This window comes from Lachnospira sp. CLA-JM-H23 (assembly GCF_040096425.1).
In the GTDB taxonomy this organism is placed as follows: Bacteria; Bacillota; Clostridia; order Lachnospirales; family Lachnospiraceae; genus Lachnospira; species Lachnospira rogosae.
In genome coordinates, this window is the sequence record NZ_JBBMET010000001.1 from 317,612 (window position 1) to 333,338 (window position 15,727).

At 34.1% G+C, this 15,727-nt stretch carries 13 protein-coding genes; 8 read left to right on the forward strand and 5 right to left on the reverse strand.

Going from position 1 to position 15,727, the window contains the following annotated elements; genetic code table 11:
* The first annotated feature begins 4 nt into the window (after positions 1-4).
* The 7 genes from WMO42_RS01445 (at position 5) to WMO42_RS01475 (ending at position 8,141) form a co-directional block, all read left to right on the forward strand.
* A complete protein-coding gene (locus tag WMO42_RS01445) occupies positions 5-1,345 on the forward strand; it encodes a sugar ABC transporter permease (protein WP_055175386.1) in 1,341 nt (446 codons plus the stop codon).
* Positions 1,342-2,190 carry a sugar ABC transporter permease gene (locus WMO42_RS01450; RefSeq protein ID WP_022502785.1) on the forward strand — a complete coding sequence of 283 codons (849 nt, stop codon included), beginning with the start codon at positions 1,342-1,344 and terminating at the stop codon, positions 2,188-2,190. Before WMO42_RS01445 ends, WMO42_RS01450 begins: the two co-directional genes overlap by 4 nt.
* Positions 2,191-2,212: 22 nt before the next feature.
* The gene (locus WMO42_RS01455) at positions 2,213-4,036 is read left to right on the forward strand and encodes an extracellular solute-binding protein (RefSeq protein WP_242854128.1); all 1,824 of its coding nucleotides are present in this window, start codon (positions 2,213-2,215) and stop codon (positions 4,034-4,036) included.
* 112 nt (positions 4,037-4,148) lie between these two features.
* Positions 4,149-5,288 carry an aldo/keto reductase gene (locus WMO42_RS01460; RefSeq protein WP_055175382.1) on the forward strand — a complete coding sequence of 380 codons (1,140 nt, stop codon included), beginning with the start codon at positions 4,149-4,151 and terminating at the stop codon, positions 5,286-5,288.
* Between the two features lie 146 nt (positions 5,289-5,434).
* Positions 5,435-6,514 (forward strand): tyrosine-type recombinase/integrase, encoded by a 1,080-nt coding sequence (locus WMO42_RS01465; RefSeq protein ID WP_349191384.1) that lies wholly within the window; start codon positions 5,435-5,437, stop codon positions 6,512-6,514.
* Positions 6,515-7,015: 501 nt separating this feature from the next.
* A complete protein-coding gene (locus WMO42_RS01470; RefSeq protein WP_349191385.1) occupies positions 7,016-7,459 on the forward strand; it encodes a hypothetical protein in 444 nt (147 codons plus the stop codon).
* Between the two features lie 19 nt (positions 7,460-7,478).
* A complete protein-coding gene (locus WMO42_RS01475; protein WP_349191386.1) occupies positions 7,479-8,141 on the forward strand; it encodes a hypothetical protein in 663 nt (220 codons plus the stop codon).
* A gap of 140 nt (positions 8,142-8,281) precedes the next feature.
* Here the strand turns inward: WMO42_RS01475 and WMO42_RS01480 are convergent, their stop codons facing one another.
* Entirely contained in the window at positions 8,282-9,808 is a 1,527-nt protein-coding gene (locus WMO42_RS01480) for a flagellin (protein WP_090139551.1), read from the reverse strand.
* A 131-nt stretch (positions 9,809-9,939) separates the two neighbouring features.
* Entirely contained in the window at positions 9,940-10,266 is a 327-nt protein-coding gene (locus tag WMO42_RS01485; protein ID WP_055306476.1) for a carbon storage regulator, read from the reverse strand.
* A 115-nt stretch (positions 10,267-10,381) separates the two neighbouring features.
* On the opposite strand from WMO42_RS01485, the gene WMO42_RS01490 reads away from it, so the two are divergent.
* On the forward strand, positions 10,382-10,960 hold the full coding sequence (locus WMO42_RS01490; RefSeq protein WP_349191387.1) for a tyrosine-type recombinase/integrase: 579 nt from the start codon (positions 10,382-10,384) through the stop codon (positions 10,958-10,960).
* Between the two features lie 276 nt (positions 10,961-11,236).
* On the opposite strand, the gene WMO42_RS01495 is transcribed toward WMO42_RS01490, so the two are convergent.
* The 3 genes from WMO42_RS01495 to WMO42_RS01505 are packed head-to-tail and all read right to left on the reverse strand — an operon-like array spanning position 11,237 to position 15,616.
* Positions 11,237-13,012 (reverse strand): YhgE/Pip domain-containing protein, encoded by a 1,776-nt coding sequence (locus WMO42_RS01495; protein WP_349191388.1) that lies wholly within the window; start codon positions 13,010-13,012, stop codon positions 11,237-11,239.
* 1 nt (position 13,013) lies between these two features.
* A complete protein-coding gene (locus WMO42_RS01500) occupies positions 13,014-13,400 on the reverse strand; it encodes a hypothetical protein (protein ID WP_022502525.1) in 387 nt (128 codons plus the stop codon).
* 26 nt (positions 13,401-13,426) lie between these two features.
* On the reverse strand, positions 13,427-15,616 hold the full coding sequence (locus WMO42_RS01505; RefSeq protein ID WP_349191389.1) for a YhgE/Pip domain-containing protein: 2,190 nt from the start codon (positions 15,614-15,616) through the stop codon (positions 13,427-13,429).
* Positions 15,617-15,727: the final 111 nt, after the last annotated feature.

Consider the following 15,727-nt stretch of genomic DNA (forward strand, 5'->3'; position numbering starts at 1 on the left):
GTCAATGAAAGACATTACATTTCGTAATTCTATGAAATATGGCGATTTGACGACAAAACTCAGTTTATTAATACTCGGACTTGGTAATTTCAGGGGCAGACAGATAATAAAAGGAATATTATATATAGCTTTAGAGGCAGCATTTATAATATTTATGATAATAAAAGGAATCAGCTGTCTTGCAGGACTTCCTGGTCTTGGCAGCAGGGAACAGGAAGAGATATGGAATGAAAAGCTTGGAATATATGAGTATGTACAGGGTGATAATTCGCTGCTTATTCTGCTTTATGGAATAACTGTAATATTTATTATATGTGCCTATATTATTCTTGCAGTTAGTTCGTTAAAAAGTGCTTATAATGTAGAGTTAAGAATGAAACAGGGTAAGCATATTAATACATTTGTGGAAGATATTAAAGCATTGTTCAATGAAAATCTTCATAAGCTTTTACTTGTACTCCCAGTTACAGGAATACTTGTATTCACAATACTTCCGCTTGTATTTATGATTTCAATGGCATTTACAAGTTACAGCAAGGTAGACAGTCATCTTGTATTATTTGACTGGGTAGGGCTTGAGAACTTTAAGCTTATATTTAATTCAGGAAGTTCAATAGGACAGTCATTCTGGTCAGTGTTTGGCTGGACTATTATATGGGCAGTATTAGCTACATTTCTTAATTATATACTTGGAATTCTTGTGGCACTGCTTATTAATAGAAAAGGAACTAAGTTTAAGTCATTCTGGAGATTTATATTCATATTATCAATTGCAATTCCGCAGTTCGTATCACTTCTTATAATAAGAAGTATGCTGGCACAGGATGGTATTATAAATGTTGTATTAAAAAATGCTGGCTGGATAAGCAAGTCACTTCCATTCTTTACTAATGCAACATGGGCAAGAATGACAGTTATAATAGTCAATCTATGGATTGGTATTCCATACACAATATTGCAGGTAACAGGAATATTGCAGAATATTCCAATGGAATTATATGAGGCGGCAGATGTGGACGGAGCTAATGGCTTTGTCAAATTCTTTAAAATAACTATGCCTTATATGTTATTTGTAACAACACCTTACCTGATAACTACATTTACTGCTAATGTTAATAACTTTAATATCGTGTATCTGCTTACAAAGGGCGACCCAGTGCTTGCGGGACATACAGCAGGAAAGACAGATCTGCTTGTAACGTGGCTTTATAAGATGACGGTAGATTACCAGTATTATAATCTTGGAGCTGTTATAGGTATTATGACATTCGTATTTCTTGCACTCGGTTCACTTCTTGTATACAGGAGAACCAAATCTTATAAAGATGAGGAGGGATTCCAATGAAAAAGAAGAAGACTATAAAAAATATACTTGCACATACAGTGCTTACATTGCTTGCGATTGTGTGGGTAAGTCCGCTTGTATGGATAATTCTTACAAGCTTCAGGGCACAGAAGGGAGCATATACAAGCTCATTCTTCCCTAAAAGCTATTCACTTGATAATTATATTAAGTTATTTACAGATACGGGAATACTTAATTTCCCACGAATGTTTACCAATACATTGATTGTGGCTGTATTTTCTTGTATTATATCTACATTTTTTGTATTATCAGTAGCTTATTGTATGTCACGACTTAAGTTCAAGATGAGAAAAGCTATGATGAATGTTGCAATGATACTTGGTTTATTTCCGGCATTTATGGCAATGATAGCTGTGTATTACATATTAAAGGCTATCGGTTTGTCAGAGGGAAGTATGATAAGAGTGGCATTGGTGCTTGTGTATTCGGCTTCGGCTGGTATTCAGTTCTATATTGCCAAAGGCTTCTTTGACACAATACCTAAGACTATTGATGAAGCCGCATTAATTGATGGTGCTACCAAATGGCAGGTATTTACCAAGATTACAATTCCATTAAGTAAACCTATTATTGTATACACGGTTCTGACATCATTTATAGCACCTTGGGTGGATTTTATATTTGCAAGAGTAATATGCCGTGCCAATGCAGATTATTACACAGTTGCCATTGGTCTTTGGCAGATGCTTGAGAAGGAATATGTTGATGTGTGGTATACAAGATTTGCTGCTGGTGCAGTACTTATATCAATTCCAATTGCCGCCTTGTTTATGATTATGCAAAAATGCTATAATGAGTCTATGTCAGGAGCAGTTAAAGGCTGACAGGAATAGGTGGAAAAATATTATGTTTGTGCATCATCAGATAAATAATAATTCTGGTATTAATATAATATATAAGCAAAGCAGTACCATATGTATTGCAAAGCTTTTATATACCATTATGATGTTAACAGTAATAACGCTTTTAGCCGGGTGTAACAGCCCGGCTAAAGGTGTTTATAATGACAGTGATTATAATGAAGCAGTTAGTACTGCTAAGACAACGCCATTTGGGGCTTATCCTGATACGATTGAATATACTCTTGGAAAGATGACAAGTGTCAATAATTCGAATATGCCAGCTATGGATACATATACTGATAATGCGTATACGAGATATATAAAGTCGGTTCTTAATGTGCAGAATGTAGATGTATTTGAGGCTAATGACAGTCAGTATAATACTAATGTATCAATGGCTGTTTCAATGAATAGGCTTCCTGATATTATGGTTGTGTCAAGCCAGAGTGAGCTGGAACAGCTTATAGAAAATGGAATGATAGAGGATTTGACAGACAGCTACAATAATTGTCTTACAGATAGAATAAAGAGTATGTATGCAAGTTATGGCAGTGCACTTATGGATATGGTAACATATGATGGAAAGATAATGGCACTTCCTGAGACTAATATTACTGACGGACCTAATCTTGTATGGCTCCGCAAAGACTGGATGGATATATTAGGACTTTCAGAACCGCGTACTGTAGACGATGTTGTTAATATTGTAAGGCATTTCATAACCTATGATCCTGGCAATAATGGTGTGGCAGAGGATGGCAGCAGTAATACAGTTGGACTTGTTGTAGATACATCGGTGGCAGGAGAATGTGGATATAGCAGTGAGTTCCTGCTTGATATAATATTTGCCAGCTTCAATGCTTATCCTAAGCAATGGATAGAGAATGATGACGGACAGATTGTATATGGTTCTGTAACTGATGAAGCTAAAAATGCACTTGAATATATCAACCAGTTATATAATGAGAAGATAATAGATAATGATTTCTTATTAAGGACATCAACTAATATATGTGAACTTATAGAAAATGGCTTGTGTGGCTCATTTTTTGGACCTTGGTGGGCACCTAACAATCCACTTGCCAATGCTGTCAGCATTAATCCTGATTCTAACTGGCAGCCATATCTGATATCAACAGGCGATAATGTAACAGAATATCATAGTCAAAATCCCTGCTACAAATATGTAGTTGTCAGAAAAGGCTATGAATATCCAGAGATTGCGGCTAAGATGATAAGTGTTATGTTTGATAAGATAAGATTTGATTGTGCAGACTCAGAAGAATTTGATAATTATTATCAGTTAAATGTTGAGCCAACAGCCAGACCATTATCAATTAATGTTGACTATAATAATGCTTTATCAATATGCTATAGAAATATATCAGATGCAATTGAGGGACGAAAAGATAGTGATAATCTGGAATTGCTGGAACGCTCATATTATAATGCCTGCAAATCATACCTTAACAATACAGGTCTTGCCAATACATCTTATGAATATAATACAGATGATTCATATAAGGAATATTCACAGTCAGGAAGAAAAGGTGCAACAAGCACGCAGTGGGCGGCGTATATGTCGCGAATTAAAGCCTGCCGGCTTTTAGACGAAGGCAATATAGTGATTAAGCAGTCGTTATATTTTAAGACGACAGACACTATGAAGAATAGATGGTGGAAGCTTAAAAGTCTTGAAAAAGAAGCATACCTTAAGATTATAAGTGGGGAAGCAGACATTGATTATTTTGATACATTTGTTAGCGAATGGAACGCACAAGGTGGTATAATAATTACGGAAGAAGTTCGGGAGAATATTGTAAGGTGAATTTTGTAAGAATTATAATATTGTAAATTTAGATTAGTTATTTCATATATAATATTATGGTTCCAGTAAGGCAATATTATATATAATATGTAATAAACAGGAGGTAAAAGTTATGGAAGACATATTTAATGGAAGCAAGAAGTTAGGATTTGGTCTTATGAGACTTCCACTTCTTAATCAGAATGAAGCTTCTAGCATTGACATTGAATTAACTAAGAAAATGGTTGATACATTTATTGAAAAAGGTTTTACTTATTTTGATACAGCGTGGATGTATTGTGGCTTTAAGAGTGAAAATGCAGCTAAAGAGGCACTTGTAGACAGACATAACAGAGATGAATATACACTTGCAACTAAGCTGCACGCAGGTTTTATAAAGACATTTGAAGATAGAGATAAAGTGTTTAACGAACAGCTGAGTAAAACAGGTGTTACATATTTTGATTATTATTTACTGCACGATGTTGGAGTTGACCATTATGAAGTGTATAAAAAGCTTGACTGTTTTAACTGGCTTGTTGATAAGAAGGAAAAAGGCTTAGTTAAGCATATTGGATTTTCTTTCCATGATAATGCAGATTTGCTTGATAAGGTACTTACAGAGCATCCAGAGATGGAATTCGTGCAGTTACAGATTAATTATCTTGACTGGGAAAGTGAGGCTATTCAGTCAAGAAAATGCTATGAGGTTGCAACAAAGCATAACAAACCAGTAATAGTTATGGAGCCAGTTAAAGGTGGCACACTTGCCAAAGTACCAGAAAAGGTTGAAAATGAATTCAAAGGATATAATAAAGATATGTCAGTACCATCCTGGGCTATCAGATTTGTTGCGAGTCTGCCAAATGTAAGAATGGTTCTTAGCGGTATGAGTAATATGGAACAGCTTCTTGACAATACAAGTTATATGCAGGATTTTGTACCTCTTAATGATGAAGAAATCAGGCTTGTACATAATGCGGCGGATATGATAAATGAAAGTATTGCAATACCTTGTACAGGATGTTCATATTGTACAGATGGATGTCCGATGCACATAGCAATTCCTAAATATTTTTCATTATATAATGCTGATAAACAGGAAATTGAGGACAAGGGCTGGACACCTCAGGGTGAATATTATGACAGACTTACTAATAATTTCGGTAAAGCAAGTGATTGTATTGAGTGTGGTCAGTGCGAAGGAGTCTGTCCACAGCATTTGCCAATTATTAATAATCTTAAAGAGGTTGCAAAGCATTTTGGCAAATAATCAGGTTGCTAAGCTGCAGAAAAAGTGGTAGTATAAAGATATGACAACATAACGCCGATAAATCCTGCTTTATCGGCGTTATACTATATTAAATGTATTATGTTAAATAAATTAATTATAACTACAAAGGTAAGGAAATATAAAGTATGGGAATTGATTCAGATTATTATAAGGAAAAGAATAAAAAACAGCTTACAAAGCTTCGTATGCTTGAAGCTAAGCTTCCGCCATATGTGACTTCTTATCTTGATGATAAGGAGTTGTCATCACAGGTTAATACTGTAATTGCGTATGCGTATGATTTGCAGACATTTTTCAGATTTCTTACAGAGAAAAACACTATGTTAAAGAATACTGCAATTAAGGATATAACAATAGATTTTCTTGAAAATCTTACATTTGAAGATATTAATGAGTATCAGAGATATTTAAGATTTAATAATGATGATGGAAGCACACATCAAAATCAGGATAAAGGAATAGCCCGCAGAATGGCGGCTTTAAGGGGATTTTTTGAATTTGCCTGCACACATCAGTATATGAAGAACAATCCGACAGTTGTGGCAGCCAAGCGAATTAAAATGCCTCAGAAAGACATAATCAGGCTTAATGATGAAGAAGTTAATGACCTCTTAAATGTTGTATCCAATACTAATATTAAAGGCAATAAGCTTCAGATACAGAAGTGCCAGAAGACACAACTCAGGGATACAGCTCTTATCACATTGCTTCTTAACACAGGAATTCGAGTATCGGAATGTGCCGGTCTTGATATAGACGATATTAACTTTAATTATAGAACAATCAATATTGTAAGAAAAGGTGGTTCTGATGCACATCTTTATTTTAATGAGATTACAGAAAATGCTTTAAAAGACTATATTGAAAATGAACGTCCTCTGCTTCTTGGCAATCCAGAGTCAGAGGAACAGGCAGTATTCATCTCAATGAAAAAAAGCCGTATGAGTGTAAGTGCAATTGAACGTATGGTTAAAAAATACGCAAAAAATGCAACACCTGATAAAAAAATCTCTCCACATAAAATGCGAAGCACATATGGTACAGCACTTTATAAAGACACAGGCGACATAAGACTTGTAAGTGATGTACTTGGGCATAAAGATATTAACACAACTGCGAAGCATTATGCGGCTATGGAAGAAGAACACAGAAGAATTGCTGCTACTATCCCACTCTATCAGGTCGATGAAGGGACTGGGGAATAGTTTTGTCTATATTGATATTGCTGTTTGTATGTCTGTTTATATTGTGTTCTATTTGATTATGTTAATTTATAATTCTTTATTTATATTTATAGTATAATAATGCTTGCATTTATATTTATTATGTGATATATATAATATATATTTACGCGTAATAATTTATTATAACAATAATAATTTAATTGCAATTTAACTTATGAATTGGGGTTCATAATATTTTGTTATAATACTCTTCTGCTATAGCTTTTATCTTATAGCATAATTAACAATATCTAACGGTTTAACACACTTGTCATAACAATTTCCTGATGATAATATATACATATAGTTCTTCAATTTAGTAATGTATAAATTGAATGTATATTAATAGGATAATTAATTATATTTTTTGCACAATGTGTATGATTATAATTTTATATGAAATTTTTATATGACATAGTCATATGTTTAATTGTTTATTTGTTAATTATGCAGTCAAATATTATACATATGATTGGAGAATATATGAGAACAATAGATAATGACAATACTAAACAGACGACATTTTCTGAATTCAATAATAAAAATGTCGTAAATGCAGCTATTTCTGGACATCAGCCAACAACAATAAGACAATATAAGGATAATGTATTCTGTCTTTTGTACAGGGATAAGAATAATCTTCTGGACCTTTATAATGGGTTGAATGACACTAATTATACTAATGTAGATGATTTAACTGTTACTACTCTTAAGGGTGGTGTGTATATGAAATATAAGAATGATGCTTCATTTGTGTTTGGGCAGGATTTGTATATGTTTGAACAGCAATCCAGCCGCAATCCGAATATGCCGTTGCGATTTCTGCACTATTTATCTGATGTATATAGGCAGATGTATAACAATAGTGATTTGCACAGAAGTACAATGCTTAAAATTCCAGTACCACATTTTTGTTACTTTTTATAATGGTAAACAGCCGCTTGAAGTGGAAAGTACTCTTCGATTATCGGATATGTATGAGAAGAAAATGGATTGTCCGGAGTTGGAACTTATTGTAAGAGTTATTAACATTAATACTGGAGCTATTATTAATAAAAAATCATTGGATAACGAGAAGAATGATATTATTAATGGTATTAATCAATCATATGATTTTGATAAATCCAATAAGAATATCAATGCAGGTAATACCATCAATTCACGGACATACAGCTCTGAATTTCTTTCTAAATGTGAAACACTTAAGGACTATATGACATTTGTTAATAAAGTTCGAGTTAAGACTGATATTGAGAAGATTGATATCCGTACTGCTGTTATAGAAGCGGTTGATGAGTGTATAGCTGAAAATGTATTGTCGGAATTTCTAAAAAATCACAGGGAGGAAGTGATTACTGTGAGTATTTATGAATATGACGAGGAAGGACATCTTGAAATAGTTAAGGAGGAAGGACGCCAGTTAGGTATTGCTGAGGGTGAAAAACTAGGCATAATTAAAGGAGAAGAAAAGGAGCGTTCTAACGGAATAAAAGTGTTTATTAAATTATGTAAAGATATGAACCTATCAGATGAAGATACGATAAATAAACTTGTTGAAGATTACCAGCTATCCAGAGATGAAGCTATCAATGCTATAAAGAATTATTAATGAAAAACAACCCCACAATATGTGCATGGAATATAGTGTGGGGTTGTTTTTATATAATTTTTTAATAATCTGACTTAGCTGTTTTGATTATTTATTGTTATATCAGTTACTTAATAATCTAGTAGTAATATTCTAACTGATTACTGAAGAAGTGTAAGAACACCCTGATTAGACTGATTAGCCTGTGCAAGCATAGACTGTCCAGCCTGAGCTAAGATGTTGTTCTTGCTGTAGTTAACCATCTCTTCTGCCATATCTGTATCACGGATACGTGACTCAGCTGTCTGAAGGTTCTCAGAAGCTGTATCAAGGTTATTGATTGTATGCTCAAGTCTGTTCTGAACAGCACCCATCTTACCTCTTGAAGCAGATACCTTCTTGATAGCTGCATCAATAGCTGTTGTAGCTGTCTTAGCTGAATCCTGAGTACTTAAGTCAACGCTCTTTCCACCTACACCAAGTGCATCAGCACTCATATCATCAAGTGTAAAGCTCATTGTCTGACCTTCATTAGCACCAATCTGAAGTTCAATTCCCTTACCAGTATTAGCTGTACCAGCCTTTAAATTAATTGTAGTTTTTGCTCCATTATCTGGCTCAGCATCAATACCTGTCTTAGCTTTAATTAAAGCTGCCATAGTAGCTACATCTGCCTCTTCTACTTTACCAGCCGCAGCAACCTTTACATAGTTAACATCTTTATAATCGTCACCTAAGCTTGCTGGATCATCTACATATGCGAACTTTTCACCATTAACTGTAAATATCTTATCTTCAATATTACCAGTACCTGTATATGAGCCTATTTCCTTTGTAATCTGTGAATAAGCATCTACGCCGATTGTTGATTCATCTGTCTTAACTGCTGCTGCATTATCCTGTGATAAAAGAATAGAATTAGCTGTCTTTCCTGCTTCCTTTGCTGTAAATTTCAGTTTACCATTTCCATCTGTACTAAAATCATATGAATCACCAAGGCTTGATTCCTTTAAAGCATCTGCAAATGCCTGTGCTGTATTTTCGGCACCATTCGCATTATCTGCTGTCTTAGTATCTCCTGTAATTGTTACTTTAACTGTAGATGAATTACCATTCTTATCTATTACTGTAACTGCAAGTGTAGAGTCCTTTCCGCTTGCTAATGCATCAAAAGCATCAGCTGCTGTATTAACCTGTGTTGTAGCATCCACTTTAGTAAGTGCACTAGCAGCACTCTTGCTTACTGAAGCACTAACAGCACTACCTGAACGTGAACCATCAAGTAACTTCATAGTATTGAACTCTGTTGTTTCAGAGATTCTTGTCAATTCGCTCTGAAGCTGTTCAATTTCGTTCTGAACTGCTTCTCTATCGTCATCTGTCTCTGTACCATTTGAAGCCTGTACTGAAAGCTCTCTCATTCTCTGAAGAATTGAATGTGATTCATTTAAAGCACCTTCAGCTGTCTGGATAAGTGAGATACCATCCTGAGCATTAGTTGAAGCCTGATTAAGACCTCTGATCTGTCCTCTCATCTTCTCTGAGATAGAAAGTCCTGCTGCATCATCTGCTGCACGGTTAATTCTGTAACCTGATGATAACTTCTCTGTTGATTTTGACTGTGCAGATGAAACTCCGCTTAACATTCTGTTAGCATTCATAGCTGACATATTGTGTTGTACTACCATAGTGTGTACCTCCGTGTAAATATAATATTTGTTCGGGAATCCGTTCCCATCTCCCTTACCGGGAATGTATTAGAACTGCTGGCATCAGCCTTAACAGTTAATACGCATATATAATAAACAGTGTTACCATGCTAACCCTGTATATTATCCTGACTGATGTCCCCTTTCCTATCTACAACCTGCTTATTCATCTTCTTATCTTCTCTTATAAGCCTGCGGATTTTGGAAAGTGTTTCCGGAGAAAGTCCGCGTTCCGCATAATATGGAGATATATAGCGGGACTCCTTCTTGTCCGAATTGGCAGTATTTCTTGCAAGAACCTTGCTTCTTACAATGTTGAGTTCCCTTGGGGCATCTATTAAAAGATGAATGTTCCCTTCTGAGCCTCCCGAATAGATAACCCTTACGTCATCACCAATGTTGATGTACTCGCCGGGTTTGATTGTTAGTTTTAACACATTAACCTCCTTGTCTATGAATAGTCGCAGAGGATTGGACTATTCACATTTACTTCCTTGTTGATGCAACATTTTATATTAAAATGTTGCATTTATATATTGGAGGTATTGATTATTGAGTACAGCACAACCTATAAGAAGTAATGATGAATTAAATTTGTTTAAGGAATTTTATTTGAACAATAGACCGAATGTCAGAAACTATGCATTGATATGTATTGGGTTGAATTCTGCGTTGAGAATTAGTGATGTTTTGCAGTTAAGATGGGAAGATGTGTATGATTTTAAAAATGAACATTTTCTTAAACATATAATAATAATAGAAAAAAAGACTAATAAAGAGACCAGAATTGCAATTAATGACAATATAAAGCAGGGACTTGGTATGTATATGGAGAGCTTATATAATATAAGAAAATGTGATTATATATTTAATGGGCAGAAAAAAGGTAAGCCACTGAGCCGTTCACAGGCTTTTAGAATTATTAAGAAAGCAGCTAATGAACTTCATATGGAAAGCGGGATAAGCTGTCATTCTATGAGAAAGACTTTTGGGTATTATGCCTGGAAATGTGGTACACCACCAGCAATATTAATGGATATATACAATCACTCTTCTTATGAAATAACAAGGAGATATTTAGGAATTAAGCAGGATGATAAAGACTCTGTATTTTTGAATATTAATCTATAATATTAATGATAATTTATATTAAATTAAATTAGTAAACAGGGTAAAGTATTTTAAATTGGTGACGATATATAGAATGTAAATAAGAATAGAATTATAAATTTTAATGCAACATTTTAATATAAAATGTTGCATTTTGTTTATTATAAGACATATTATATGACAGCAATAAGTTAATTAGTCATTAATTAAAGCTGAAATCAATAAAAATAGAAAAACTAATTCATATTTATTATACGAAATTAGTTTTTCTATTTCTGTATCTAATATTATATTATTTTATATCATTACTCCCGATTTCTCCTTGCTCTTGTTAACTGTAGCATTAAGTTTTCTGCAAGGTATGGCAACGACAAGTCCGATAAATAAGCATATACCTACATATATCAATAATGCAATAATACATTTCCAGTAATACCAGCTATATGTTCCACCGACACATTCTCTGAGGGCGTCCATAGCATAGGTGAATGGGAGGTATTTGTATATTGCCTGATATACAGTTGGAAGACATTGTATTGGGAATGTACCACCAGCACCGGCAACCTGAATAACCATAATAACTACAGCAACGGCTTCACCGACATTTTCAAAGGCAACTGTAAGTGAATATGTAATCATTGTAAATACGAATGAAGTAAATGATGCCGCTAACCAGAACTTAAATGGGTGAAGGCATTGTATTCCAATAAAGAATAAATCACCAAGTGTTATAAGTAATGCCTGTGCCTGTCCTATAAGGAAAAATGTTAAATATCTTCCAAAGAAAGCCTGAACAGAGGTAATATTGTATCCGCCAAAAGGATGAACCTTTACATGGATAATGGCAACTAATATTAATGCACCAACCCATATTGATAATACTGAGTAGAATGGTGACATAGCTGAGCCATAATTCTCAATTGGATACAAGTCAACTGTTCCGATAGTAACAGGAGCAGATATGAAAGATGCAAGTTCTTCTGTATTAAATGCGACGGCAGTCTGTAATAATGAATATGTACCACTGCTCTTAAAATCAACAAGCTTGGTTATTGAGTCTGATAACTGGCTCTCAAGGTTATGTACAAGCTCTAATGTATTAGCAATAGAACTGCCCATCTGGCTTATTGAATTATCAAAATCTGCAACATTGTATCCCATATCATCATATATTTCAGAGACAGAATTCATATATCCCTGAATTGTATTAATATCATTGGCAATATTAGCAAATATTGTTGAGTCTATAAGATTACTCTTTCCTATAGTATTATTCAATTCATTAAGAATTGCTTTTTCACTGTCAAATTTCACTGATAAATCTGGCGATATAGCTGCTGCAGTATCAGATGTTGACTGTGTTGTGCTTATTATATTGGAAACGGCAGTAAGCACGCTGTCAAATGTAGACACCTGTGTATTAACAACCTGTAATTTGGCTATTAATATATCTAATATTGAGTTGCCGCTTACATTTTCCTTATTAATATTATTACCATCAGAGTCTTTAATTGCACCTATATTATCAGCAATATCGGCAGATTTCATTATAGCTTCTGTAAGTGAGCTTATAAATGTAGCATTAACCTGTTGTTGTACTGCTGTCTTGGCTTTGTCTGTTATCTTAGGGGCAATGGCATTTTTCTTCTGGTTAGTATAATAGATAATCTCCGGATGTGTCATATTATCAGCTAAGAAGCTTACCATATCACGAGAGAAATCTTCAGGCATTATCAATGCTGCATAGTAATCTCCTGCCCATACACCCTCAATGGCTTCTTCTGACGTATCAGTAAATACCCAGCCGATAGTGTCATTGGTCTTAAGTGCTTCTATAATATTGGTGCTTATATTTACATTCATACCTGAAATATCAATTCCGGTATCATCATATGCTACAGCGACCTTTATGTTAGATGTTGAGTCAGAACCATAAGGGTCCCAGTTGGATAAAATGTTAAACCAGGCATATAATGATGGAAGAACAGAGAGTCCCATTACAACGACTAAAGCTACAACATTTCGCCCAATTCTTTTCCAGTCGTTAGCAAATACTCGAAATATATTTTTCATATTATTCTTCTGAACCTCCATTCTTGATATAATTCTTAGTAATATCTGATATGGCTTTCGCTGTATCAATAAGTGAGTCATCATACTCATTACCAACAATATCTTTAAGATTTTCGGTCATATTATAATCTTTATATTCAATGGCAATAAGATAGCCGCTTATAATAAATAAAGAAGCAATCCACATTACAAGAAATATAACTTTAGAGCTGTTTACAACAAATAAAAGGGTAAGGAATATAATGGGAATTACTAACATTGCTATTATTCCGTATTTAATTCTGTCTTTGTTACGTTTGTGTTCTCTATAGTAATAGTCTTTAATCATATCTACTGATTTCGCAGCAGTATCTATATTTACAGATATTTCATCTTTAATATCAGACATAAACTCCTCCTCATTCATCAATTAATCTACATAAGTTTAGTATCGTGCATACGGTGATGCATATAATGATTGAGCTTCATAAATGGCTTTCTTAGGAAAAGACCAAGGAATAAAGTACCTATAACAAATAGCATAAGCTGTCCCATAAGTATGAAGTAATCATATCTGTAGAAACCACTTACACATTCTCTTATGGCATTGATAGCATAAGGGAATGGGAAATATATATATACATTTCTAAAGAATGATGGTAACAGTTCAATAGGGTATGTACCACTTGAACCAGCAATCTGAATAACTACGAGAACAACGGCTAAAGCTTTACCGACATCACCAAACGAAAGTGTAAGTGTATATATAAGCAATGTAAATGCAAAGCTTACAATTGATGCGGTAAGCATAAATATTCCTGGGTGCACACAGTATATTTTAAGTAAATATATATCACCAAGAACTGTTATAACTGCCTGAATCTGTCCCATAAGCCAGAATATTAAATATCGTCCGAAATATTTCTGTGTTAATGTAGCATTTTTAAATTCTTCCCTGTCATCAGGAGATGTCTTGATAAGTGCTGTAAGGAGAAGACCTCCAACCCATAAAGCAAGAGTTGTATAGAAAGGTGCTACTGCTGTTCCGTAATTAACAGCTTCGTATACATTTTCAGTTGTAACCTTAACAGGTGATGAGAAGAATTCGCCGTATTCAGATGAATCCTTGTCAAGAAGCTTCTGCATAAGCTCATACTTTCCATCGTCTTTTAATGCAGCAAGCTCTGTATTGGCTTTATCTAAAGTATTCTGTACATTGCCGATAAGTTCCCCCATAGTATCTAATGTGAAATTAACACTAGAAAGTGTACTGTCTACGCCATTAATAATAGTACTTATGGCAGAAAGGCTGTCTGAAGCAGATACAAGTGAGTCGTAGATAGAGCTGATGGAAGTCTTAAATAATTCACCAGATTTGCCAACTGAATCGTTAATACTTGATGTAAGTATGCTATTAAGTGAATTAATAGAGTTCTCACACTGTACAAGTGCATCATCCATATATGTAAATATGTTAGCAGGGTCAGCCTTAGAGTCTGTATACCACTGTGTAAATGTTGTTATATTCTGTGCGGCTGTCTTAAGAAGTGCAGGCATAAGATCAAGTGAACTTATAAGGCTGTCATATAAGAACTGGTTATGACCGCCGTTATCATTATCAATATCTTTGAAATGTTCAAGTATTGGTTTAAGGCTGTTATTAAACTCATTAGTAGCATTAACAACTTCATTCATTAAACTGTTAAGTTCGCCAAGCTGTTTGATAATATCAAGCTTGGTAACAAGTGTGTGATTATTCTTATAGTCTGCAATCTTTCCGCGTAATGTTTCAATTTTGCCGGTGAGCTTAGTGTTAATATCAGTTAATCTGGTAAGAGATGCACTGATATTGGCAGTATAAGCATCAATTGCATTGTTAGCTGTATTCTTTGAAGCCTCAATATTCTCTTCTGACATATTACTCTGCATATCAGATACAAGTGCATCTGTCTTTTTAAGAGTATCTGAAAGGTTGTCATTACTTGCATTAAACATACTGATTGAAGCGTTGTATTCAGATAAGTTATTGCTTATATCCGTTAATTTATCTGATATGTCAGATAATACATTGGTCTTTGTAAGAGAAGCAGCATCAGTTGAATTAAGAATTGTAACTACAACTGTTTCAATAAATGTTTCATTAATAGTTTCCTGTAAAGTAGACTTTCCAGATTGTGTAATCTTGCTGGCAATAGCGTTCTTCTTGGCATTCTCATAATATGTAACAGAAGGAGTTTCCATATTATCATTAAGGAAATTAATCATTGAACGGCTGAAATTATCGCCGATTACTATTGCGGCGTAGTACTTGCCGCTTTTAACTCCGTCAATTGTGCTTTCCATATCTTTTGTAAATGTCCAGCCGAGTTTGTCATTTTCTTTGAGGTTATCAATAATACTATTACCCATATTCTGATATTCGCCATCCATATCAAAACCAGTATCCTCAGAGTATACAGCAATCTTAATTGAAGCAGTATTAGCATAGGGATCCCAGTTAGAATAAATATTAAACCACGCATATAATGATGGAATAATACATAATCCTATGGCAATAATAAGTGCAAATATATTGCGGCATATGCCACGCAAATCTTTTATAAAAATACGCAGAATTGTACTCATATTCAATCTCCATTTACTATAATTTGACAGTTAATTATATCACTAGATATTAGGACATACAAGCTTCATAATTTTAAAAATCATATAAAAATCTCATAAAATTAATAAAGG

Bases quoted from the DNA above. Each gene is read 5' to 3' on its own strand.
- WMO42_RS01445 (WP_055175386.1), top strand. From the start codon at position 5: ATGAAAGACATTACATTTCGTAATTCTATGAAATATGGCGATTTGACG.
- WMO42_RS01450 (WP_022502785.1), top strand. From the start codon at position 1,342: ATGAAAAAGAAGAAGACTATAAAAAATATACTTGCACATACAGTGCTT.
- WMO42_RS01455 (WP_242854128.1), top strand. From the start codon at position 2,213: ATGTTTGTGCATCATCAGATAAATAATAATTCTGGTATTAATATAATA.
- WMO42_RS01460 (WP_055175382.1), top strand. From the start codon at position 4,149: ATGGAAGACATATTTAATGGAAGCAAGAAGTTAGGATTTGGTCTTATG.
- WMO42_RS01465 (WP_349191384.1), top strand. From the start codon at position 5,435: ATGGGAATTGATTCAGATTATTATAAGGAAAAGAATAAAAAACAGCTT.
- WMO42_RS01470 (WP_349191385.1), top strand. From the start codon at position 7,016: ATGAGAACAATAGATAATGACAATACTAAACAGACGACATTTTCTGAA.
- WMO42_RS01480 (WP_090139551.1), bottom strand. From the start codon at position 9,808: ATGGTAGTACAACACAATATGTCAGCTATGAATGCTAACAGAATGTTA.
- WMO42_RS01495 (WP_349191388.1), bottom strand. From the start codon at position 13,012: ATGAAAAATATATTTCGAGTATTTGCTAACGACTGGAAAAGAATTGGG.
- WMO42_RS01500 (WP_022502525.1), bottom strand. From the start codon at position 13,400: ATGTCTGATATTAAAGATGAAATATCTGTAAATATAGATACTGCTGCG.
- WMO42_RS01505 (WP_349191389.1), bottom strand. From the start codon at position 15,616: ATGAGTACAATTCTGCGTATTTTTATAAAAGATTTGCGTGGCATATGC.